At 33.9% G+C, this 23,424-nt stretch carries 12 protein-coding genes; 3 read left to right on the plus strand and 9 right to left on the minus strand.

What is annotated here, in order from left to right:
• Positions 1-20: 20 nt before the first annotated feature.
• The 5 genes from NEF87_RS14555 to NEF87_RS14575 all read right to left on the minus strand — a co-directional run bounded on the left by NEF87_RS14555 (position 21) and on the right by NEF87_RS14575 (position 5,352).
• On the minus strand, positions 21-1,040 hold the full coding sequence (locus tag NEF87_RS14555; RefSeq protein WP_371806854.1) for an acyl-CoA dehydratase activase: 1,020 nt from the start codon (positions 1,038-1,040) through the stop codon (positions 21-23).
• Positions 1,041-1,161: 121 nt separating this feature from the next.
• Entirely contained in the window at positions 1,162-2,436 is a 1,275-nt protein-coding gene (locus tag NEF87_RS14560; RefSeq protein ID WP_371802125.1) for a hypothetical protein, read from the minus strand.
• 22 nt (positions 2,437-2,458) lie between these two features.
• Entirely contained in the window at positions 2,459-3,553 is a 1,095-nt protein-coding gene (locus NEF87_RS14565) for an acyl-CoA dehydratase activase-related protein (RefSeq protein ID WP_371806855.1), read from the minus strand.
• A 21-nt stretch (positions 3,554-3,574) separates the two neighbouring features.
• The gene (locus tag NEF87_RS14570; RefSeq protein ID WP_457916382.1) at positions 3,575-4,366 is read right to left on the minus strand and encodes a lysophospholipid acyltransferase family protein; all 792 of its coding nucleotides are present in this window, start codon (positions 4,364-4,366) and stop codon (positions 3,575-3,577) included.
• A gap of 62 nt (positions 4,367-4,428) precedes the next feature.
• Entirely contained in the window at positions 4,429-5,352 is a 924-nt protein-coding gene (locus NEF87_RS14575; protein WP_457916383.1) for a lysophospholipid acyltransferase family protein, read from the minus strand.
• Positions 5,353-5,657: 305 nt separating this feature from the next.
• Between NEF87_RS14575 and NEF87_RS14580 the strand changes: the two genes are divergently transcribed.
• Positions 5,658-15,098 (plus strand): hypothetical protein, encoded by a 9,441-nt coding sequence (locus NEF87_RS14580; protein WP_457916384.1) that lies wholly within the window; start codon positions 5,658-5,660, stop codon positions 15,096-15,098.
• A gap of 3 nt (positions 15,099-15,101) precedes the next feature.
• On the opposite strand, the gene NEF87_RS14585 is transcribed toward NEF87_RS14580, so the two are convergent.
• Together NEF87_RS14585 and NEF87_RS14590 are read right to left on the minus strand one after the other, a co-directional pair.
• Positions 15,102-15,737, minus strand: a complete 636-nt coding sequence (locus tag NEF87_RS14585; protein WP_457916385.1) for a PadR family transcriptional regulator — start codon at positions 15,735-15,737, stop codon at positions 15,102-15,104.
• 4 nt (positions 15,738-15,741) lie between these two features.
• On the minus strand, positions 15,742-16,368 hold the full coding sequence (locus NEF87_RS14590; protein ID WP_371802131.1) for a 2TM domain-containing protein: 627 nt from the start codon (positions 16,366-16,368) through the stop codon (positions 15,742-15,744).
• Positions 16,369-16,574: 206 nt separating this feature from the next.
• Between NEF87_RS14590 and NEF87_RS14595 the strand changes: the two genes are divergently transcribed.
• Positions 16,575-17,465 (plus strand): NAD(P)-dependent oxidoreductase, encoded by an 891-nt coding sequence (locus NEF87_RS14595; protein WP_457916386.1) that lies wholly within the window; start codon positions 16,575-16,577, stop codon positions 17,463-17,465.
• A 242-nt stretch (positions 17,466-17,707) separates the two neighbouring features.
• On the opposite strand, the gene NEF87_RS14600 is transcribed toward NEF87_RS14595, so the two are convergent.
• Positions 17,708-18,730: a metallophosphoesterase gene (locus NEF87_RS14600; RefSeq protein ID WP_457916387.1), complete on the minus strand. Its 1,023-nt coding sequence runs from the start codon at positions 18,728-18,730 to the stop codon at positions 17,708-17,710.
• Positions 18,731-18,884: 154 nt separating this feature from the next.
• On the opposite strand from NEF87_RS14600, the gene NEF87_RS14605 reads away from it, so the two are divergent.
• Positions 18,885-20,147, plus strand: a complete 1,263-nt coding sequence (locus NEF87_RS14605; RefSeq protein ID WP_457916388.1) for a glycoside hydrolase family 172 protein — start codon at positions 18,885-18,887, stop codon at positions 20,145-20,147.
• Between the two features lie 30 nt (positions 20,148-20,177).
• On the opposite strand, the gene NEF87_RS14610 is transcribed toward NEF87_RS14605, so the two are convergent.
• The gene (locus tag NEF87_RS14610) at positions 20,178-23,333 is read right to left on the minus strand and encodes a glycoside hydrolase family 2 TIM barrel-domain containing protein (RefSeq protein ID WP_457916389.1); all 3,156 of its coding nucleotides are present in this window, start codon (positions 23,331-23,333) and stop codon (positions 20,178-20,180) included.
• Positions 23,334-23,424: the final 91 nt, after the last annotated feature.

A 23,424-nucleotide genomic window follows, 5' to 3' on the forward strand; every position in this document is an offset into this window, starting at 1 on the left:
GATGCAACCTCTCTATCGAATTAAAAAACAGCCCATTTTCCACACCGATCTCCCCAACGGGCTACTACTTCTTTTCGTTCTTTACCATTCTCATCTGTATCTCCTGTTTTCATAAGAACAGATACAACTTCACAACGATTAGGACAACCCTGACACCGAAATGCTTTAGTTTGAAATTCAATATCCAAAACATCAAAGCCTCGGAATTTTGTTTGCCATTTACCCGCTATTTTTTCTGTCCGGTGAGCTTCTTCCATTACTAAAATTGCTGCCCCAATTGCTCCCATTAAGATATTATTTTCTGGGACGATAACTTTTGCGTTCAAAGCTTTTTCAAAAGATTTCACAAGACCCTTATTAAAACTAACTCCTCCTTGGAATACAATGGGCCCTTCAATAACTTTTCCTTTACCAACGTTATTAAGATAATTTCTTACTAAAGCGTCACAGAGTCCTTTAATGATGTCCTCCTTAGAATATCCCATTTGGGCTTTATGAATCATATCTGATTCCGCAAAAACACCACATCGTCCTGCAATATTGACTTCCGTTTCAGATCGAAGTGCATATTCCCCAAATTTTTCAATCGGAATTCCTAGGCGAGTTGCTTGATGATCTAAGAAACTTCCGGTTCCCGCAGCGCATACTGAATTCATTGCAAAATCAGCTACAATTCCATTGCGCAAAATTATTATTTTAGAGTCTTGACCCCCAATTTCAAGTATTGTCTTGACATCCGGATAGAAAGTTGAAGAAGCTACTGCATGGGAAATGATTTCAGTTTTTGCAATATCCCCTCCTACCACACTTTTAATCAAGTACCGGGCTGAACCTGTAGTTCCAACTCCACAAATATTAATTTTATCTAGAATTCCATTAGATTCTAACTTATCTTTAAGTTCTTGTAATCCTTTTTTTGAAGATTCAATAGGACTCCCTTGATTACGAAGCCAAAGTTTTTCGACAATATTCTTTTCTTCATCTAATAAGACTATCTTAAGAGAAACTGATCCAATGTCAATTCCCATGTATACATCGATCTTTTCATTCTTAAGTAGATGTTGGATATTTTGCATTTGTTGAATGGAAGTCACTTGAGTGTTTGCTGCTTTTTGCTGGGTCATTTTTTCACTGATTTCCTAATTATTTTATAACGTGCCATTACTCGTTTTTATTTTTTGGGGTTTTTTTCAATAATTGAGGTTTTTTAATCATAGAGAGCATATCGCAAAAGGGATTGAAGACATGTTCTACAAAATTATTGAATTTATAATATTTATTTGATTTTCCATACATTTCTTGGATTTCCGATGGCTCAACATATACTCCTTGAAATTTTGGGTTATTTTCACGATTGGCTTTCATCAAATCTATGAAGGCTTCTAATCGTGTTCGCATCCCTTCATATCCGGTATGTTCATCGAAAGCAAAAAACTGAACCGGTAAATAGAATGGATCAGGGCTTTGCCCTTCGATTATTCCTCGGGCGGTGACTTCTGGCATGCATGTAAATGGATATATATGGACAAAACCATCAAATCCTTCTTCTTGACTTTGAATATAATGGCCTATCACCCAGATTGCTTCACCTCCAATATCAATTGGTATATATGGTTTAGAAATTCGTTCAAGATTCTTCCGTTTATAATTTAAGTGAAGTTTATGCAAAACCCATCCATATAAACTGTTCCCCAAATGGACTTCAATCCCTTCTTCTCCAAATTTCTTGATTAAATCCATATTGATGAAATTTTCCAGCACCACATGGTTTTCACCTGCTAACATGATTCTTAAAGGTTGGAAATCACGCTTAATTGGTATTTTTTGAAATTCGGTGCGAATCACTTGATCAAAAGAATGTAATTTAAACATATCATTTTCATTATCTAATCTCTTTAATAAGCGGGACACGATCTTGGTTGTATCGCCTCTATGGATTTCTCGACATCGAATTAATCCTTCCAAACGGACAATGTCCTCAATATAACTTCCTTTTACAAATGAATAGCGAATTGCAGGAATTAGATCAAAAAGCCGCATTACTTTTCCTTTCACTCGTGTTAATTTGAGTAGTGGATCCAACCACTGAAAATCAAGCAAATCATCTTGTTGAATGGGAATAATGATGACATCGTATCCAAGATCTTTTAAGATTCGTTCCTGAATCGGGGCATAAAAACCAAGACGGCAGGGTCCGCAGTCTATAGACATGATGAACACATTCACATTGTGGTTTTCAATCATATTAATGAATTCACCAAGAGTGACTTTGAAGGGTAAACACACAAACTCGGGAGAATGCTTGGATCCTAATTTTACAATATCTTGGGTGACATCTGGAGGAACAACAACTTCTACACCAGGTAAATGTTCAAATAAAGATTTGAACGGGATCCTACTATATCCCATTGAAGGGAAGCTTACTCTTATTGTCATAATGTATCATTTCTTGATTTCTTTACTTATATTTTTCTCGACGGATCATGTCTACAAAAGATTCAATGCGGGTTGTCAATCCTGATTCCCCTGAATGTTCATCTAAAATCAAATCCAAATATGGAATTTTGCGACGTTTCATATCTCGCATAACTAATTCTTGAATTAAACTATCAGGACCACATGCAAAAGAGATCAAAAAAATCACCCCATCAACCTGATCACGACCTTCCGTAAGGTAATATCGAGCAGTTTTGAGAATCTCATCTTCGCTTTGCCAATATTGGTGGTATTGCTTGTTAATTGTGACTGGTTTTTTGAAAATTTCTTTTGGGTGCTTTTCTATGGTCATTATATGGCAATCCATGGCTTTTAATCGCGCGATTAAATCGATGTTGATATAAGCCTCATAGACATTGTATGGATGTCCTAGGATCACGATATTTAAGGGAAATTTGCCTTTCATTTCTTTCGACATTCGATGGCGAAAATGTTTTTCAGTCTGTTTATGGGCAGAATTTGAATCTAATTGATTTAAAAGTTCAATATAATCTCCCTTACGAGCTTGCGATTGGAATTTTTGAAATTTTTGCATCGCAAAATACCATGCTTCCCCCGATTTTTCTTGATCAAATCCTAACTCTTTCCCCATTTTGATCGCACCCTCAATTCCTTTCATTTTTTTTGCATTTACTTCCAAGGTTAAGATTGGTACAGGAATATTCATTCCATGTTTAACGGCTTCTGGTAGAATGAGGAATTTTGGGCAGAAATATTGTTCTTTATGATTAGAAATATATCGGGGGATGAAAATATAATCTAAATTTGAATATTCATCGATAAGTGCTTTTATATGACCAAAATATATCTTCATTGGAACACACAATTCCGAATTTGCGATTTTCGAGCCATTCTCAACTATGTTTGTAGTGGTTGCTGGGCTAAAAACTACTTCGCAGTTCAAGTTCTCAAGAAATGCTTTCCATAAAGGACCATATTTGTAAAAATATAGGGCTCGGGGAATACCAACTCTTTTCTTTCCATTAGTTGAAAGAAGGGTAATTGATGGATCAGCTATATTATTATTCGTTTTTTTCCCCTCGCATAAATTATCAATATCTTCTCTTCTTTTTCTTTTTTATGGCGCCTTTTTTTGTTCTTCCTCAGTGATCCAAACATCTGTCCAAAGTTTTTTAACTTTTCTATGGATTTTTCGAGTTAATTTATCAACTTGCTTGAAATTCAGATCCTTGAAATCAGAAGCTTGAGTTATATTAGAAATTGGAATCAAATCCCCAAATTTGACTCGAATTTTACCCTGAGGATTAATAATAGATGCTTTTTTTCCATAAATACGATCAGTGCCATAGATTGCTATTGGTAAAATTGGTGCCTGGGTACTTATTGCCAGCCGTAAAAAATCTGATTTAAATTGTAAGAGTTTTCCATTTCCAGAACCCAACTCGCCTTCTGGAAACATAACTAACAGTTTCCCATCAAAAAGTGTTTGTTCACATCGTTCAAAGGCTTCCATGTCTTCTTCTTGGGGGCGGACAAAAATTGCTTGATTTACTCGAAAAAAGTTTTGCAGCATGGAATCAGTTCCTAATTTCGTATCCAATACCTGAATAGGAATACGTTGACTTTTATGATTAATGACAATTGAAGAGATAATTGGATCTAAAGTAGATTGAGAGTTACAAATAATGATTGCTGGACCTTCTAATGGAATAGCTTTTGAATTGAAGATTTGTAAATCATAAATCTTCTTTAAGACATTGAAAAGAATAGGATCTTCGATTCCCTTTATAAATAGTTCATCTAAAGGTTCTAAATACCCAATTTTTTTAATTACTTGCCGAAATCCGTAGATAGAGTTATTAATAGAATCAATAATAAAACGTTTTAGAAAATTCTCTTCTTTGGGCATTTTTAACTACTATTTTTAATGAATTGTTGAAAAAAAACTTAAAGATTTTGAAGAGATAAAAATTAAGAAATAGATAAATCTTCGGCAGGGTTAAAGCCTGGATCCATAATCGATTTAGGAATTTTTGCGCGTTTTTTGGTTTTTTGTTGGGTAGATATTGCAAGAGAAGCAGGAACTTTTTCTCTTTTTGAAATGGTTCGGGATTCATTCATTTCTCCACTTTGCAATTTTAAAATATCATTTCGCATTGCATTTTTAATCAATTGTGCATTCTCGTAATTTGCTTCCAAGCTGGGATCGGCATATACCGGTTTGCCGATTACAATGGATATCTCATATCCACCTTTCCATTTGATAGAAGAAGGTCCTTTATGCTTAGGGAAGACTTTATATGCTCCAATTACTGCGCACGGAACGTAAGGTACTCCAGACTCCAATACTAATCGAGCTGCTCCACTTCGAAATTCTCCAAGTGAACCATCTGAAGATCGTGTTCCTTCGGGAAACATGCCAACACATCCGCCATTTTCAAGAACATTTCTGACATTTTGCATCGCTTCTTCATCTCGCTGTCCACGTTTCAATGGAATTGTGCCAAATGGTTTGATAAATGATTTAAAGATTGGGATTTGGAAATTTTCTGCTTTGGATAACCATTGTACTTTGCGATGAACGGCACTTCCCACTAGAAATGGATCTAATTCACTTTGATGATTAGCAATTACTAAGGCTCCACCGTATTCTGGAAAATTTTCTTTCCCTCGAATAGGATATTTCCAATAGGTTTTAAATAACTTTATAAAATTAGTTCTTCCTACATTCCAGTAGATAAAATCGTCAAAAATGTCGAGAACTCCAAATCTTTTCATAACTTTTCTTGAAATATTAGATAGTGGGTCAATGGGATTGCATTTAATTAAGTATTTTCCAAAACTCATTTTCTTCCCAGTAGTTCTTCTTTTAATAGAATTATTTGCTTTTTCCATATCACTAAGCACCCCAATACTGATAGAAATTGCTTGTAGTTTAGTCAAACAACCGTCTATACAAACGAATTAATCTTATTTATCTTGCTTCCAATAAAAAAGTAACCCAATATTCTGTCTTCGGAAAAGTATTACATATTTTTAAAAATGGATGATTTTTATAAATATTTGGATATGCGGAGAAATTTTCTATTTGTCTCAGTTTTTGGCCCAATAGGACAGAAAATTTGCCAAAAGAATTTTAAACCAGTAATCGGAAGTTATTTGTAGAAAGAAAAGAAATTTATTGAGGTTTTCTGCACATCATGTTTCCTACCAAAAATGTATCTAATCCGACAAAAGATGCGTCTAATCGTTCCGAATCTCCCCTTTTGGTAAAATTTACCAATTTCGTTACCAATTTTATCTTTTTCTTGTTTTTTATGGTAGGGGTGCCCTTTTTACTTGGATGGGCGATATCAACTGTTACAACATCCTTAATTTCTAATCCAGCATTATTTGACGAGATTAGGTTGGGTGTATGGCTTCTCTTTTCCGCCATTATGGTCCCAGTTGGATACATTTTCTTCTTGAAAAGTCGAAAACTTCCCATTTTTCATAAAATTACAATTTCAACCCAAGAAAAACCGTTATTCCAATCTTTAGGTCTTTTAATCCTGCCTGAACTGATTGTAGTCTCTTCATTTTATGTTTTAAATGGTGTTTTAGGCTATTCCACTTTTTTAAAAGAATTTCAATTTGCAATTATTCCAATTTTCTCTGTTGCTAGCCTTCTTCTCCTTTCTACTTATAGCATTTTAATTGATCCCACACATTTACATCTTGAAACAATAAACAGAGGTGATCAACAAGGTTATGTGGTAGCTTTTCATCAAAAATCGATGGCTAAAATCTTTCAGGATACCCTAATCTTGAAGATGATTTTGATTTTAGGTGCTTTATTTTTAGATATGCATGTGGTATTAGTTATAATAGTAGATGGATTCTTGTTAATTTTGCTGAGTGTTTTTTCAGCATTAAGTAGCAAAATCAGCCCTGAAAAACAAGATTATCGGTTCGCTTTAAAAATAATTATTTATAAAACGGGGCTCTTAGTTGCAGGGCTCCTAATTTTTGCAATATCTCTTAATTCCTCCGAATTTAATCAAATATTATTCATTCTAACTACAATTCTCCTGATATTTAAGGTCGCTTTAACATCATTTATGGGTCAAATTCGGAACTTAAACTACAATGAGGCGATGTGGCAACGAAGTAAGAAAATAAATGATATTTTGACTCTCATTCTTTATTTATGTTCTATTCCCCTAATTTTTCTTAGATTTGGGGAATTAGGAGGAATTTTTGCATTCATCACAGTTCTTCTATTCGTTCCCCTAATTTTTATAGAAAATCATTACGAGATTACCAATAAGGAATTTGCGCGCATTTTCTACATGGCCAATTTACTGATTTGCGATGCTATATTGTCTTTCTTTGTTATTCCAACTAGTTTATTTGGTTCTTCTGTAATGGTGAATATAGTCATTTTTACCCTCTTGTTGACAGTATTTTCTTCTGTTTTGGACTACCAGAAGCTCATTAGTAAAAAGGCTTATGTGATTTTGCAGAATATTTTATTGACAACCCTCTTCTTTGAGATTGCCATCCAATTAGCGATGTTTAATTTTCTTCCTATCTCCAATTCGGTAGTTTTCAACTACATTTGGTTTTTATCAATTGGATTTCTTAGCTCTTTTTATCGTCTCTATGTTGTTCAGTTCAAAAAACAAACGAATCGGTATCTTTCTGTCATTATTATTGGGTGTTTCTACATTATTTTCAGTGGAATATTTCTTCTTCTCACTAAAAATCTTGTAGGAATTAATGATCGGCTAATTTCCCCTATCCAAGAGGGAACGGGTCTTCCTATTATTTTTCGCCCTTCTGGTTTTATTTCTTTTATTGAAAATTCTTTAGAGAACTTTTTCTCGTGGATTGGCACTCTGAATGCAAATTTCAGCGCTATGATACCTTCATCAAACGGATTGATCAGTTTATGGAACTTATTTCTATGTCTAGGACTCACTCTTGGAATGCTATTTTTTGTGTTGAACATTCATAAACAACTAAAAATCCTTAATTCTAATGTATATCTTAAAAATACTTTAATTCTTCAGTTATTTGGCAATATTGTGCTCTTTTTTGGAACATTATTGGTATTTCAATCTTTTTTTGGACTGTTTTTAGCTATTTCCATTGCTATTCTTGGAGTATCTCGTATTATTAGAAAGATGTTTCAACTCAAATTGAAGATTGATGATCAAGCAAAATATGATCAAATAACTCAAAAATTAATTCTATTTAATTTGGGATTGTCTCTTTTCTGTTTTCTCTTCTTTAGTTGGGAAATAATGCAGCTAAATGTATTTTTATCATTAGTAATTGCGATGTTTGTACTGAAAGTATATGTTAATCTTGTGCCTATCGTTAAAAATGCTTTAAATCACGTTGTTAATGGAAAAATGACTCTCCATTTAATTAATGGGGTGATTACATGTTTAATATCCGGCTTATTAATACCTTCAGTTATTCTCAATCTTGAATCTATTTTTGCAATTCAGCCTTCTATTCATCTCGGCATCTTAGCTAGCAGTTCCATTCTTATTCTTACTCTGTTTTACCGGCTTGCTTTGCCTCAATTTTTAAAAGGAAATTATTTAACCCAACTGCAATATTCAAAAATGGTTTTCCTGAATTCAATCGTATTTCTTGGTTCAGTGTATGCAGTAGTCGAGATAATTGGGTTGCATTATATTTCATGGATAAATCTACAACATCAATCATTATCAATCAATCTCTGGGTTATTTTTGTTCCCCTTTATGCCATTTGGTTCATTTCAAATAGACAAAAGACATCTTCTCTCAGGAAAGATGACGAATTTGTAAAATTAGGATGGCAAATCGCTACCCTTGTACTCTGGATTATATCGACAAGTGGATTCGCTTTTTCTTTAATGTACTCTTTAGCTTTTAGCTTGTTTTTTGTCTCCCTTGGAGTGATAATTTTGGGCACATGCACAATTACCACTTTAAATTACTTAACTCAACTAAAACCTGCCTTAGAACCGAAATTAAGTGAATTGAAAACTCGAATTTCTTATATCACCATTTTATTGATCATCTTAGCGGTGTTTTCTGCTAGCTATAAAACACCCGATGATGGTCTTTCGGCTTCTCTCTCCTTGGTGTTTGCTCTCCTATCTGCCATTATTTTATTCAATTCCGTTCCTCTCCTTCGAAAAAGCTTATCGACTAAGGCTTTATTCATTTTAAATGCATCATTCTTAGTTTCTTTATCAATCGTGATTGATACATCCATTCTTATTCCTTTAAATGAGATACAATCTATATCACTTTCGGTCTTTTCAGCGAGTTTTTTAATTCCATTAGTAATGATCCAATATTCTATCTACCTTTTAGGTAAAAGTGTAATTGCTCATGAACTCTCTCGAAAGATTCATCAAATCGTTGCATTTATAGGATTAATTACCATAGCCAGCATTCCATTTGAATCGATTCTAAATTCTTCTGGTGGAGTATTTTTAGCGCTCTTTGTGTCTTCATTAATTATCACAGCACTTTTAGTAGTCGATATGGTCACTTTCAAATGGATAACTACCGATCGCTTAATCCTTTTGGTGTTTCTCATAGCATTTGCTACTAATGCAACTTCGTTAGGATTATTTGTAAGCAATAATCTTGATTTAAATTTAGATTATAAGATAGTGATTTTCATTCTTTTCATGCTCCCCTGTGTTTTTAGTTTGCTAAAATTTGTAGATTGGGGAAACAATAAGTTGTTACAAAAAAGGTCACAGGCAACTCCTGTGCAAAATATTTCAACGCAAAGTATTCAAACTAAATCTCAAAGTGAAGTCCCCTATCCCCCTTCAAATACTGCTGTAAATATTCATAATGTTCCCAATGTTCCTTCGATGCAACAACCTATTATTTCTGATCCAATTCAGTATTCTGGTGATTTGCCCTTAACTCATAATCTTCAACAGCAAATTTTAAGTCACTATGATTCCATTGTTCCTATTTTTGATATTTTATGTTTATTGATTTCTTCTTATTTAGGCCTTCGAATGATTTTCAGTGATGCTCTATCATTTCCATTGGCGATATTAATAATGGGAACTTCCATTCTATCTGCCTTGACAACTTTTGATAATAAAACTAAAATGACTTCCTTTTTCATTGAATATTTCCAAGCCTTAATTTCAATTGCTCTTTATTTCTTATTCACTATAGATGTTGAAGGTTCCTTCATTATCAACATTCTACCTAATGTTTCTGAAAATGTCATTATTTGGCTTATTTTCGCTCTTCAACTTCTTTTTATTGGGTTTTCTGCTTTTATTTCCACCCATCACACTCCTGTTAATAAAATTGTTAAAAATTCACAATCACTATTCTTGTTCGCCTTAATTGGATACCCTTTCATTGCAACTCCTTTTATCGCAGAAAAAATACCAATAACTCTCGCATTAACATTTATAGCACTAATTTTTACCATTAGTATAGATTTTCGCTTTAAAAATCTCCTTTTCCGTTCTATATTACCCTGGAGTTTAGCCACTTTGGTAGGACATCTCCTGTGGAATTACTCTGATCGACCTTTACATTTAGACATACTTATTCCAATTACTGTCGGAATGGTTTTACAATGGGTGCTTCTTCAATATTATTATCTTGGAAATTCCAAAATTAGTAAATTTAAAAGCATCATAGGATATTCTGCCATTTTATTGAGTTTAACTACCTATATTACTTTATATCTTGAATTTAAATTTGTGATGGGACTACTTTCTCCAGTTGTTTTCAGTTTATTAATTATTACCCTTCTTCAATTGAAGAAAATACCCTCCCTCTCCCATCGAATCTCCATTTATAATCAAATCATAATTCTATCTACTTTTGTGGTTTTCTTTTTCGCAGGAGCTCACTATTTCTTTTTTACTTTTGAATATAAATGGTATCTTGCCATTTCCCTCGCTAGTACCGCATCTGGGTTTGTAAACTTAAAACTTTTTGACAAATTAAATGTTCAAGCTTCAAAATTTATAATTGGAAATTTAGGATTATCAACCATTTCGTCTGGACTATTATTCGGTCTTTTTCTTAATGATCCAACCCTTATTGATATGAAATTAAAGTTTGTTGTCCCTATTGCCATTGATTTAGCAGTACTCATGTTTTTCTTGGCAATTCGAGCCTATCAAGGATCTTTCAAACAAGTGTGGGATTATGGATGGTATATATGGAATATCATGCCTATTGTTAATTTGTTCCTCATTTTTCCACTTGTATCAGGATTAGATCAATTATCAAGTGGTATTCCGCTCATAAATGATCTTTCTCTCAATGGTTCCATTATTCTTACCTTAATCTTAGTTTCTTTTCTTGAATTACCGGTATTCATCTCCAAGTTAAAGAAGAATTTCAATCGCATAATTTATGGATTTTGGCTGGAGTTTGTTGTTTTAAGTATTTGGGGAGCAGAAAATCTTTTTCCAGAATTGCTAACAGTAAAACTTGCTTTCATTGGACTTGCAGCATTTTTGCTTTTGGTCCCAATTTTCACTTATTACAAGCAATGGAATTATCTAACTATCCTTTGGCCTTTTTTAGCTGCTGCAAACATTCTTTTCTTTTCTTTTCTGTTTGAAATAGATCCTAGTTGGATGATCCCTGTGGATTCTTTGGTTGGAGGACTTTATGTTCTAGTGTGGGGTTATTTTCCCAATATCAAAGAAAAATTTACAAAAACTCGTTTAGCTCTTATTCTTATTGGTTATTTTTCAATGTATGTAAGTATTTTTGCTTTAGTTTTCAATTTTGTACAATTGATAGGTGTCCCCTCGAATATTGCTTTAAGCCTTACATTTATTATTATGTCATTTGGGCTACTTTCTGGAAAATGGGTCGATCTTAGTGAAAAAGGGTTGAAAGTTGTTCTTTCCGTTACCTCTGTTGTGAACATGGGTATAATTACTGCTCAATCTATGGCTTTAATTCCTGGATACGATTTAAAATTATTTGGCATTTTTCTAGGGCTTTCATTTTCCTTTGGCTCTCTATTCATCTTCCAATCAAGAAATTTCCTCCCCCCTGTTTTCAAAGAAATTATTTGGTTTGGTATGGCTTTATCCATGGGATTAGCAATCGCATCATTGTTGCTATTTTTGTGGCATGCAGGCATTTGGGCCGTTATTGGTGTCTTAATCCTAGTAACATGTCTTATCTGCCTTCCCTTGTCCTTCTTCCGACAAAATCTCTTTATTATCAATTCGTTCATGGTGCTAAGTATTTCCTTATTAAGTATGCAACCTTTGGTCCATATTTCCAAATTTGTGGAATTTCATCAACCGTTGGTGTTCATTGATATCTTTTTAGGATTAGAACTCGTTTACTTGTGGATTTCTGCTAAAAAACCACGCTATTCGTTATTTCAGAACTTAAAGAAAAATTTGGAAATGTTTGTCATTTTATGGATGGTCTTTTCAACCCTAATCTCATTCACTTTTATTCGTTTTGTAATGGATTTGATGCATTTTGATTTTGATTTAATTATTGTTTTTGGGACGATATTAGGTTTCAGTCTTCTTGCCTTATTGGGTATGAAACCAATTCGAGATTACGCTCTTTTTAATCAATTTTCAGTTATTGATAAGATCATAACGCATTTACGAACGAGTTTAAGTATTATTTCCTATGGGAGTGCAGCAATTCTGATTGGTATTATTTTGCCTTCCACTTCCATTTCTACTGCAAATCCGATTCTATTTAATATTTGTTATCGATTGGCTGTAATTTCTCTAGTTTTGCTCGTGGAGTTTTCTGTTCTTGATAGTTATCAAGTGAAATTAATTCCGCCTGAGTTACGGAGTCAACTGACTTGGATATTCTTTTTCATATTCACTCTTTGTGGATTTGGGTTAGTTCAGCTAAGTGTTGAATATTGGGCACTTTCCCTATTCTTACTTTGTCTTTTCACTTTTGCCACAATCCGATTGATAGTCAATGCCAATACAAAAATAAACCCTAAAAATTTGAATTTAGGAAACGCATTAGTACTGATTGGGACTTTGTTTAGTGTACTATGGGGAGTTTTAAAAATCGAAGAGCATGTGATTGATAAAAATTTCCATACATTATCGTTGAATTTGTTGATCGCCAGCCTTCTTGTGTATGGATTTGCAAAAATTAAGATTATACCTGCCAAAATTCTCCAATTTATTCCCTATATTATCAGTTTCTTTATGGCAATACTACTGGAAGAACTTAGTCGCGTCTATTTACCGTTATCTCCTTTATTCCATTGTTGCGTCTTTATTCTGTTCTTTTCAATTCTAAATTTAAAACGTATAACTCATTCTTTTCTTGTCTATTTCTTCTGGCTTGGTTTAGCCCTTTCTCTTTCCGGTTTTATTATGGAGCCGATCTCAATTCTTGCTGGGGACTCTCTTTCTCTTTATAGTAAAGTGATGATGTTCCTATTTGGACTTTCTACGCTATTTTCGTTCTTTACACATCGAATCGCCTCAATTATTCACCATCAAACTCCAAATTCACATTATGCGCTTGATGTTGCAAAACCTGCATTCAAACCTATGAAAATCAATTATGGATATAATAACATCAAAACTAACCAGAAGATCTTCGTTGGTAGTACAATTTTTTCAGGACTTATAACTACTATAGGGGGCACATCATTATGGGCTAGTTTGATTTCATCCAAATTGACTTCAAGTGAACTTATCACATCCTTACAGCAATCGTTCTTACTCATTTCTCTTCCTCCCTTAATCTTATCTATTTTTGCTGCCTCGATCTTTAACTATATCTGGGCTAACGAGTTATGGTTTGATCATGAAAATGTAAAAAATCGCTTGATAAAATGGCAAAAGATATCTGGAGTCCTCATTTATTTATTCATTCCGATTTTTATTACCTCAAATCTCCATTTTCTCTTGCTTCCTGTCTTAGAAAATCTGTGGTGGAGATTTACAATCGATTATTTTGCAATTTCTGGTTTAAGTTTCATCTGTGTGTCATTATTTGATCGAAAATTTGTTCATTATCTTGATGATCAATTATCCTTGAAAATTTCTATGGTTGCTTTAGTAGGAATAGGAATTTCATTGTTCGGATTCTGGTATCTTGCTACTGGAAATATCATGGGAGGTTTAATTATATTTTCTCTCTTTTCTTTTAGTTTGAAACCTTACGTTCGGATTTATGATAAAATATACTTGAAATTCATCTTTGGTTTGAATCTAAGCCTTTATTTATGGATTTTAATACAAATTGGGGTGCTTCTATATTCGATTCCATCATTTTGGATCCTAGCAACAATAATTCTTCTTGTCTGCATTCACATAGCTATCGAAATCGAGTCTCATTTTACCTTCTTAAGGCCTTTTACTCAGTGGATTCAGGCATTACGATTAATTTCTTGGGTAGTTACCTCCGTAGGCACAACTGCATTGATGGTTGTGCAACAAATATCTCAATTCTCTCTTGGATACCTCTTTTTAGATATGATTATTTTAACTGTGGAAGGATTTTATTTGAATTATCTTCTTTATCATCAAAAAGATGCCGATAAATATTTCAAAAACAATCAAACTCTCGGTTTAATTGTGTATGGAGAAATTATTGGATTGATTACCTCCTTTCTAATCCCAATTATATTAGCGATCAATACAGATTCAAAAATTTTAGACTTATTGGAAAGTTTCGCGTTAGCCAGCGTTATCTGCTTCGCGATTTATGGGTTGATTTATTTAGACGATAAAATTATTCATTTGATTCAACCTCAATCTCGAAAAATTTTACGTTTGGGCACCTATTTATTATTTATTGGAATATTTGCTATAGATTGCAGCCTTTTGGTAATGTTTATTTTCGATTTATCTCCTATTGGGGGATCATTACCTTTCAATCAGCAGATTTTTCTTTCGTCAACCATTGGATCTGGCATTCTGGCTTTGGCATTTCTGTATCGGTTCCACAACAAAAAAATTAATCAAATCTTTTATTGGATTGTTTCCATCCAGATTTCCATCCTTTGTTATATTTCTGATAGTCCAATCTTACTAGTTGTGGTGGCTTCTCTTTCCTTTGTCATGTACTTCTTCATTTTCTTCATGGAAGCTATATTAAAGGCCCTTCGGATCATTATTGAAAAAATTTCTCTCTTTTTCAAGAACATATGGGGATATATTCGCCAATTTCTTACTTGGATACTTCAAACACTTGTTGGATTCTATCGCAAATTTAAAAAAGCAATTTACCTTTCTTCAGCTCTAGTATTGAGTGGATTTCTATTCTATTTCTTAGGGGGGACTAATTTTGAATTAATTCCTAGAATTTCTTCCTCTATACTTGCTTTTCTCTTAGTTATTATCCCTATTTCTCCAGAAGTTCAGAAAAAAACGACAGAAAGAACATTTCTTGCAAAAATATTTTATCGATTCGGAATTTTATTCTCCGCTCTCGGAATAAGTAATCAATTTGCTCCCGATTTTCCTTGGTGGAATCCCTTCATAATTTTCATTTTCTTTGCAGCTTTTATTTGGGGTGTGAAAATATCAGAAGATGAATATAAATTGTCAATATATTGGCGTTTTAGTGCGGTTATATTAACGATCATAGATTTAATCTATCTTGTTTACGTATTCGTGTTCGGGTCGTAGTTGTTATTTTTTTTTAATTCTTTTCAAGGTATCAATTCGAGAAATTTGGCCTTGTAAAAGCATCTTGCAAATTTCTAGTTGTTCAATAGATTTTTCAATTTCTCCCTTAAGTTGGTCTAGTTCGTCATTAGTACGTTTATTGGGGATTTGATTGGCAACTTGGCTATCAAAATCAATGAGAAATGGACCTAAATAGTTCTCAGCAAATTTCTTATCAGGAAATTTTGTTCCTTTGAGATCGATTTTCGAATGCCCTGTCGTATTGCTCTCATTGGAACTTAAAGCAGCATCTAAGGCATCATCATTTAGATTTTTAATCACTCGAGTTAGTTTCTTTCCTTTAGGTGTCAATTTATAAAAAATCATCTGTCGTTTACTATTATTATCTGTTCGATCTTGAGCAACCCCCTTTTTGATAAGAAATTCCCTGTCTAATTTCTTCAAAATTGGATATACTGTCCCAGATTTAACATTCCAACTGTAGGATTCTCGCAAGTGTGTCATTATCTGGTATCCGTACACGACATTTGAATCATTGATCGGATCCTCAATAATTTCATCAATCGCCATTAGAACTAGGGCAGTTGCTACTGATACTGTTTTACCTTTATTATCTAAACGAATTTTTTTTGAAAACATCTTTTTAATCTTCTTTATCGATATTTTTTTCTTTCCGCTCTTTTTTAGCTTCTAGCTTTCCTTGTTTCAATTTTTCTTCCATTTTCATTTTTTCAATCTCAATACCAATACGTCTTTCCATTTTGGAAGTATCATCATTTTCAAAAACAATGTAGGCATAAGCTGCTGCAATTAATATTCCTCCAACTGTGACCCATGGCCACCAAATCATAGAACTTTCGGTAATGTGATTTACATAATAATTAACATATACTAAAAATCCTAAAATATATCCCCCAATTGAGATTGTTATTGAAAAGATTCGCTGTTCCAAGTTCATTATATTAATAGTCAACACAATTGCAGCATGTGCCCACAATATCAATCCCCAACCCAAAATCGCCCAAATACACCATAAATCATAAAAACCAAAATTCGCTGGAGTAGAAACTGCAAAGAGATTAATTATTGCGATGAACACATTAATGAAAAGATAAATTATTGCATGCACTTTTAGAGAACCTTTTAAAAGTACGCGGGTTTTTGCTAATTCTTTTAATTCATAATATTCTAAGGGTAAATTTTCCTCATCCTCAGGATCATCATGATCGATTTCATCAACTAAACGTTTTATTAGCTTTCTTTTCGCCATAGACTTAAATTTACTAATCCTTTGAGGATATATATTTTTTTGTACGGAAGATAGTCAGACCTATATATAGATATCCTTTTCGAGATTTTACACCATATCTGAATGAACTAAAATTCTCATCCAAAAATTTTTAACAGTAAAGCATGTGATAGTGACTATAAAACCCTTGAACTCTATTAAAAAACAAAAATCTCAATGTGTTTATCATGGAACAAAAAATCGGATGGATTGGAACTGGCTCTCATGGAAAGCCTATGTGTAGCCATTTAATTAAAGCGGGTCATGAAGTAAGAATATATAGTCGTACTAAAGAAAAATGTAATGATTTAATTGAAATTGGAGCTCAAGCTTGTACTTCTCCTGAAGAAGTTGCCAAAGAAAGTGATATTATTTTCACAATGCTAGGTTTTCCTCAAGATGTACATGATGTCTATTTTGGATCCAATGGATTGCTCTCTGGAGTTAAAAAAGGTGCAATTTTAGTTGACATGACGACTTCAGAACCACTTCTTGCAAAAAAAATATATGAAACCGCAAAATTGAAAGGAGCTCATGTTCTAGATGCGCCAATTAATGGGGATGATTTAGCTGCAAGAAATAGAAATTTATCTTTTATGGTGGGGGGAGAAAAAGAGATTTTTGAAGAAATCGAGCCTCTTTTTATGAGAATGGGAAAAAGTGCTACTTATATGGGACCCTCCGGATCTGGTCAATCCACTAAAATAACCAATCAGATTTTAATTGCCTCAACCATGGTTGGAGTTGTGGAGTCACTACAATTTGCCTATAAAAAAGGTCTTGATTTAACAGAGGTTATTAAAGTTATTGGGCAAGGAACTGCCGCGTCATGGTCTATCAATAATCTTGGGACTAGGATTATTAATGGAAAATTTGACACTGGTTTCTTTATTAAACATTTGGTTAAAGATATGCGAATTGCACTAAAAGAAGCTTCAGATATGAATTTATCTTTACCTGGACTAGCTATGGTTCACCAGTTCTACTTAGTGGCCATGAATATGAATTTGGCCGATAAAGGGACTCATGCTCTTCACAAAGTCTATGCTCGGATGAATGAAAACGAATTTTCGAAATAATATCTCTTTTTTCTCATATTATATTTTTTTGAATTAAAACCATTTTTCAAAACTAATTCAATCAAAGTTTTCTATTATTGCAAAAAATGTTAAGCTTCCAAATGAGAAAAGTTATAATTTCAATTTTCTCTGGCTTTGAATATGTTTCCCCATCTTTTAAAAAAAAATTTTTTTTGAATTTTCCAACATTTTTATTAGCTGAATAATAAAAAATCATTTAGAGATAAAATTTCTTAAAATTCTTAGGTTTTCGAGCGCGAAAATCGCATTATTCGTTGATTTAATCTTCCTTGGGTGTTGAAATCTAAATCACGAAGAACTATATCTCCATTGGGTTGTTCATGGATAGTAAACGCCATTTTAATCTTGCCAAAATAAGGTTCGGACGAGAAAATATGATAGAGTATATTAGGGAAGACCTCTTGATATCCCCCCCGAGGATCTTCATGAGATCGGTAAATACGTAACATTTTATTCCGTTCTAGAAAAAGATGGGTGTCTGTAAGAGTGTAATAATAGTATCCATGATAAGACCGCTCATCTAAATTATTGAGAATTTTACTGGCTGGGTCATTCCATCGTATTTGGAGAAAGGCTTCTTCGAGTTGCGCTTTAAGTTCTCCATCCTGGATATTTCGATAATTTTTATGTGGTTTAGGTATTTGTTCCACAATTTCTAAACGTGGTGTACTTTTTGGTATTCCTGCATGCATGCAAATGGATCGTTGAGGTGTTATTGCAACCAAAGACATTAAATTATAAATATCATCCAAAATCGCAAGAACCGCTTGACATTCTTGTCTATTAGGATAATACTTATTGACCTCATCATAGAAGCCAAATTTCAAATTCAATTCCAAATCTTCATGATTTCCTCGTAAAAGTATAATTCTTTCAGGCCATGCTATGGACATGCTGATAAGATAGAGCAGATTTAGCAGACTAAAGTCTCCTCTATCCACATAATCCCCCAAAAATACCATAGAATCCACTTTTTCTTCCAAAAATGGCCGTATTATCCTCAAGGTAGAATTTAAATCACCATGCGTATCTCCAACTATCAGTAAATTGTTGAATTGGGGACCAATTTTATCTAAAATTATAAGATTTGAGTATTTGGCATATATTTTTGTAAATTCTGTCCAAATAAAACCAATTTGTCGTACTGAGAAGGGCGCTTTTTCCGTTGACATTAAAAATGCCATAGGATCTACAAGAAACTTGTGAATATTTGGGGGGATCGATGGATTATCATAAGTTCGCATTTTTTATTCCTTCTCTAAAATATTTTCGTTAATTTATTTTCTCTTTGAAGAAATTTAAACCTCTCTCTTTGGTATTGGAAATCTAAAGGGAAAGTTAGCAAATTTTAAATTTACTATGAAAGATAAAGATATAACGACAAAAAATTGATGCCTTATGACACACGATTTACTACGTTCAACATCTTTACGCGATTTAATAAAACTATCTAGTTTTAAACGAAAAAGAATTTCTTCATATGATAAATCTGGCGGTAATTTGGATATGGTCTTCATCAAACCGGGTGAGAAGACCACAATTTTCAATGTAGATGGACCAGGATGTATTAATCACATCTGGACAACGCAAATGGTGAATAATGCAAAATTTTGGCCCCGGCATATTATTATACGAATGTGGTGGGATGATGAGGAAACTCCCAGTGTTGAATGTCCCTTAGGTGATTTTTTTGGCTTAGGACATGGGGATAAGCAAAATTTTGTATCAGAACCATTACAAATGTCCCCCCAAAATGGGAAGGCTTTCAATTCGTGGTGGGTAATGCCCTTCAAAAACCATGCTCGTATCGAGATTGAAAATGATAATCCTACATCCTTAATTCCTGATTCCAATTTCCTTCTTAAAAAAAAACCTGGAATTATGTTCTATTATTATGTAGATTATGAACTCTTTGAATCTTGGCCAAAGGATGAGACTCCAATTGGATACTTTCATGCTCAATTTCATCGGGTTGATTATAAAAACGACATGCAAACCAATCCTGATTCTGGGGAAAAGTATAGTTTATTAGAATGGCAAATGTTGGCAGGGAAAAATACTCGCGAAAATGGAGGATATGATCGGAATCATTTTATTCTAAAGGCTAAAGGAAAAGGCCATTATGTTGGTTGTAATATAAATATTGATAATTTCCCATTTCCTTTAAAACGCCGATTATATAATTGGCCTGGAGAAGGGGATGATATGATCTTCATTGATGACGATATTGGAGGAGAACCAACATTATATGGAACAGGAACTGAAGATTATGTAAATACTGCTTTTTGTCCTCAAGAAAAATATAGTGCACCATATCACGGGGTCATAAAGGGAGGAGGTTTCAACTGGGAAGGAAAAATAACTTATTATCGTTATCATATACAAGATCCAATTCCTTTCGAAAAAGCAATAGAGGTCACGATAGAACATGGTCATAACAATCATCGTGGAGATGATTGGGCAACTACTGCTTATTGGTACCAATTAGAGCCTCATGCTCCATTTCCTCCTTTTCCATCTCGAGAAGACCGAAATCCACGAAAAGATCTGAATTGGTTGCATGGGTTATTGAAGGTAGGTGTAATTCTTCTTAAATGCTTGGGTTTTACAGCAGCCGTATTTGCTGCAATAAAAATACTCACTTGGATAAAAATTGTATAAAAAAAACTGGAATTCATCATTTAAGTGTTATTAATCGTCAGAAGGAAGTATTTTCCGGGCTACCGTGTTAAAATCGCCCATTTCTTTTTTATAGGGACTAATTCGGAAGCTGTAAATAAGAGGTAACTCCTTTTGGATTCGATAACGTTCTTCAGGTTTAGCTCCCCACGAATCATTGCCTCCCACACCTCGTTGTTTAAGATCAACATTTAGAGTAATGTTTTCTCGTCTGGGTAGTTCATGGATGTGCGTAGCATGTTCTAAATCCTCTTGACTATAAGGCCATGCACTGAAATAGAATACAGGCATTCCTGAAAAGATGATCCCATTTCCTTCTGCATTGGTTAGCGCGACCCATCTAACATCACATCGATTAGAATTCTCTTGAGGTCTGACATAGTTATGGATATATTTTTCTAAGTACATTGAATATATGCTGACAGCAGCCCCAGTTTTTCGATCCCAATAGTTTTCATGGGGTCCAGCCCCATACCATGTAATGTAATCAAAATCTTTTGGTATCGACATCTGCATTCCAAATTTATATAATTCCTTCTTTGGAATCATGCTGTTATCTACAATGATATCTCCGTTTCCGTAGACTGTATAAATTGTCTGATGGTTCGTTTGACCTAGAGGAACTTTGAATTGAAGCGAGACTTTTATCATTTGAGGGTTAATTTTCTGAGCAAAAATATTTGATAATTTCCGTTTTTGAAATTTTTTCTTCTTAGGTTGAACCAACTTCATAATTCCGACGAGATTTGCTAATCCTTTATCATTATCGGTCAAGGCACGCCAATAGTTTGGAAGAAGTGGGGTTTTTATTAATTCATTTCCCTCATAAATGTAGGATGTTAAACCTCCTGCAGATTTATCAATTTTGATCAAGAAATTTTGGCCTTTAATATCAATAGATGTGGCATATTCTTCCAGAATAATTTCGGGCATTGAACTTAACGGGATTTCCGTTGGTTTAGGTATGCTGCACGGAATTAAAAATTGATCCCAGGCCACCTCATGTCCTTTTTTTGCCCAAATTGTATCTTCTTTCAAGCGTAAACTTACTTTTAACAAATATTCTGTATTCTCGGTTAATTTTGGTTCTGTAAACGGGATGTTCATATTCAATTCTGCACCTGGTGCAATATCCAAGTCATTAATTTCCCCAGTTTGGATTATTTTCCCATTTGCAGTCATTTCCCAATAGCAAAATAAATCAGTTAAACGGCTGAAAGTGCTTTTATTCACAATGACAATTTTTCCTGAAGGAATATGAACTGGATATACCTTGATATTTTGATAGACTTTTTTAACTTCAAATACTCCAGGATTGGGTTTCCGATCAGGCATCACAATTCCATTAATGCAGAAATTAGCGGTGTTAGGTTCATCGCCATAATCCCCTCCATATGCCCAAAATTCTTTCCCTTCTAAGGATTTTTTTCTCAACCCTTGATCTATCCAGTCCCAAATAAATCCACCCGCACAAATCTGAGATTCTTCAATAATATCCCAATATTCTTGCAGATTTCCCGTACTATTACCCATGCTGTGAGCATATTCACATAACATGACGGGTTTATTTTGCCAATATTCTGGTTTCACTGTGAATGGTAAGACATCGAGAACCCCCGCATATTTTTCATTTCGAGCACATTTTGCTAGATTGGTGGGGGAGGTATACATTGTGCTATAGACATCAACCACTTCACCCTTGTGATCCCCTTCATAGTGAATGAATCGCGTTGAATCTAATTCACGAGCCTTCGCGGCCATGTACTTGTGATTTTCTCCAAAACCTGCTTCATTACCTAAACTCCAACAAATTATTGAAGGATGGTTTTTATCTCGTTCTATCATACTTTCAATTCGATCAATACATGCAGCTTTCCATTCTGGGCGATCATTTGGAACTTTTTTGCGTAATCCGTGACTTTCTAAGTTCGTCTCATCAAATACATACAGACCATATTCATCACAGAGTTCATACCAACGAGTATCATTTGGATAGTGACTTGTACGGACAGCATTAATATTGTATTGCTTCATTAAACGAATGTCTTCCACCATAGATTCATACGGTACGGCTCTCCCATGATCGGGATCATGCTCATGGCGGTTTACTCCCTTGAGATAGATTCGTTTGTTATTTACTAAGATTTGACTTCTTTTGATTTCCACCTGTCGAAAACCAAATTTAAATCGAATTACTTCTATGATATTACTATTTTTATCTTTAAGAGTAATGAAAATTGTGTAAAGATAGGGAATTTCCGCAGACCATTGGAAAGGGCTTTGAATTAGGCTTTTCAATGTTATTTCTTCTTCTTGGTTTCCATCAACTTTAACATAACTTTGAAGAAGAGGATCCGTGCCGATTAATTTATTATCCGCATCGAAAAGTGTTAAGCTTAATGAATGCACTTCCGCGTCTTTTTTAAGGTAATTTCTCACTCTCGCAGTCAATTGAAGTGTAGCATCTTGGAAATTTTCATCAAAAACACTTTTTACAAAATAATCGCGAATGTGAATTGGTGCAGTAGAAAAAAGATAAACTCCCCTATAAATTCCACTAAACCGCCACATATCTTGATCTTCTAAATAACTCCCATCAGACCAACGATAAACTTCGACTGCAAGTTGGTTTTCTCCTTTTTGAATAAAAGATGTAATGTTGAACTCTGCTGGCGTCATACTTCCTTGACTGTACCCTACTTTTTCCCCATTTATCCAAACATAAAATGCAGATTTAACTCCTTCAAAATGTAGAAATATGTTTCGACCATCCCATTCTTCCGGAATATTAAAAATTGTTTTATAGGACCCCACCGGATTATATTCATAGTCAATACTGGGAATAGGGGATTTTTTCACGCTATATGGATATTTAACATTAGTGTAAATCGGAATACCGTAGCCTTGAAGCTGCCAATTACTAGGGACTGGGATTTCTGCCCAATCAGATACGTCAAAATCTGTTTGGAAAAATTTTTGAGGTCGGATTAAAGGACGATCCACCCAATGGAATTTCCAATTCCCATTGAGCGATTTATAAAAGGATGAATCTGTTGGATTTCCAGATTGTGCAGATTCAATAGAATTATATGGTATTAGCGTAGCATGAGCCGGTTCTTTATTTTCCCCGAACATTTCGGCATTTTCCCAATCGAATTTCCCAGTCATTTTTTATTTTCACTTATTGTTATACCTCGTTTAGTTAAAAAAAAACTTTTTGCAAAGAAACCAAACTTTTTTTGAAAAAGATTAATTATAA

Origin of the sequence: Candidatus Lokiarchaeum ossiferum (assembly GCA_025839675.1) — an archaeon.
In the GTDB taxonomy this organism is placed as follows: Archaea; Asgardarchaeota; Lokiarchaeia; order Sigyniarchaeales; family Promethearchaeaceae; genus Lokiarchaeum; species Lokiarchaeum ossiferum.

Coding starts and splice junctions, on each gene's coding strand:
- NEF87_RS14560 (WP_371802125.1), bottom strand. CDS start 2,436: ATGACAATAAGAGTAAGCTTCCCTTCAATGGGATATAGTAGGATCCCG.
- NEF87_RS14570 (WP_457916382.1), bottom strand. CDS start 4,366: ATGCCCAAAGAAGAGAATTTTCTAAAACGTTTTATTATTGATTCTATT.
- NEF87_RS14575 (WP_457916383.1), bottom strand. CDS start 5,352: ATGGAAAAAGCAAATAATTCTATTAAAAGAAGAACTACTGGGAAGAAA.
- NEF87_RS14580 (WP_457916384.1), top strand. CDS start 5,658: ATGTTTCCTACCAAAAATGTATCTAATCCGACAAAAGATGCGTCTAAT.
- NEF87_RS14585 (WP_457916385.1), bottom strand. CDS start 15,737: ATGTTTTCAAAAAAAATTCGTTTAGATAATAAAGGTAAAACAGTATCA.
- NEF87_RS14590 (WP_371802131.1), bottom strand. CDS start 16,368: ATGGCGAAAAGAAAGCTAATAAAACGTTTAGTTGATGAAATCGATCAT.
- NEF87_RS14595 (WP_457916386.1), top strand. CDS start 16,575: ATGGAACAAAAAATCGGATGGATTGGAACTGGCTCTCATGGAAAGCCT.
- NEF87_RS14600 (WP_457916387.1), bottom strand. CDS start 18,730: ATGCGAACTTATGATAATCCATCGATCCCCCCAAATATTCACAAGTTT.
- NEF87_RS14605 (WP_457916388.1), top strand. CDS start 18,885: ATGACACACGATTTACTACGTTCAACATCTTTACGCGATTTAATAAAA.
- NEF87_RS14610 (WP_457916389.1), bottom strand. CDS start 23,333: ATGACTGGGAAATTCGATTGGGAAAATGCCGAAATGTTCGGGGAAAAT.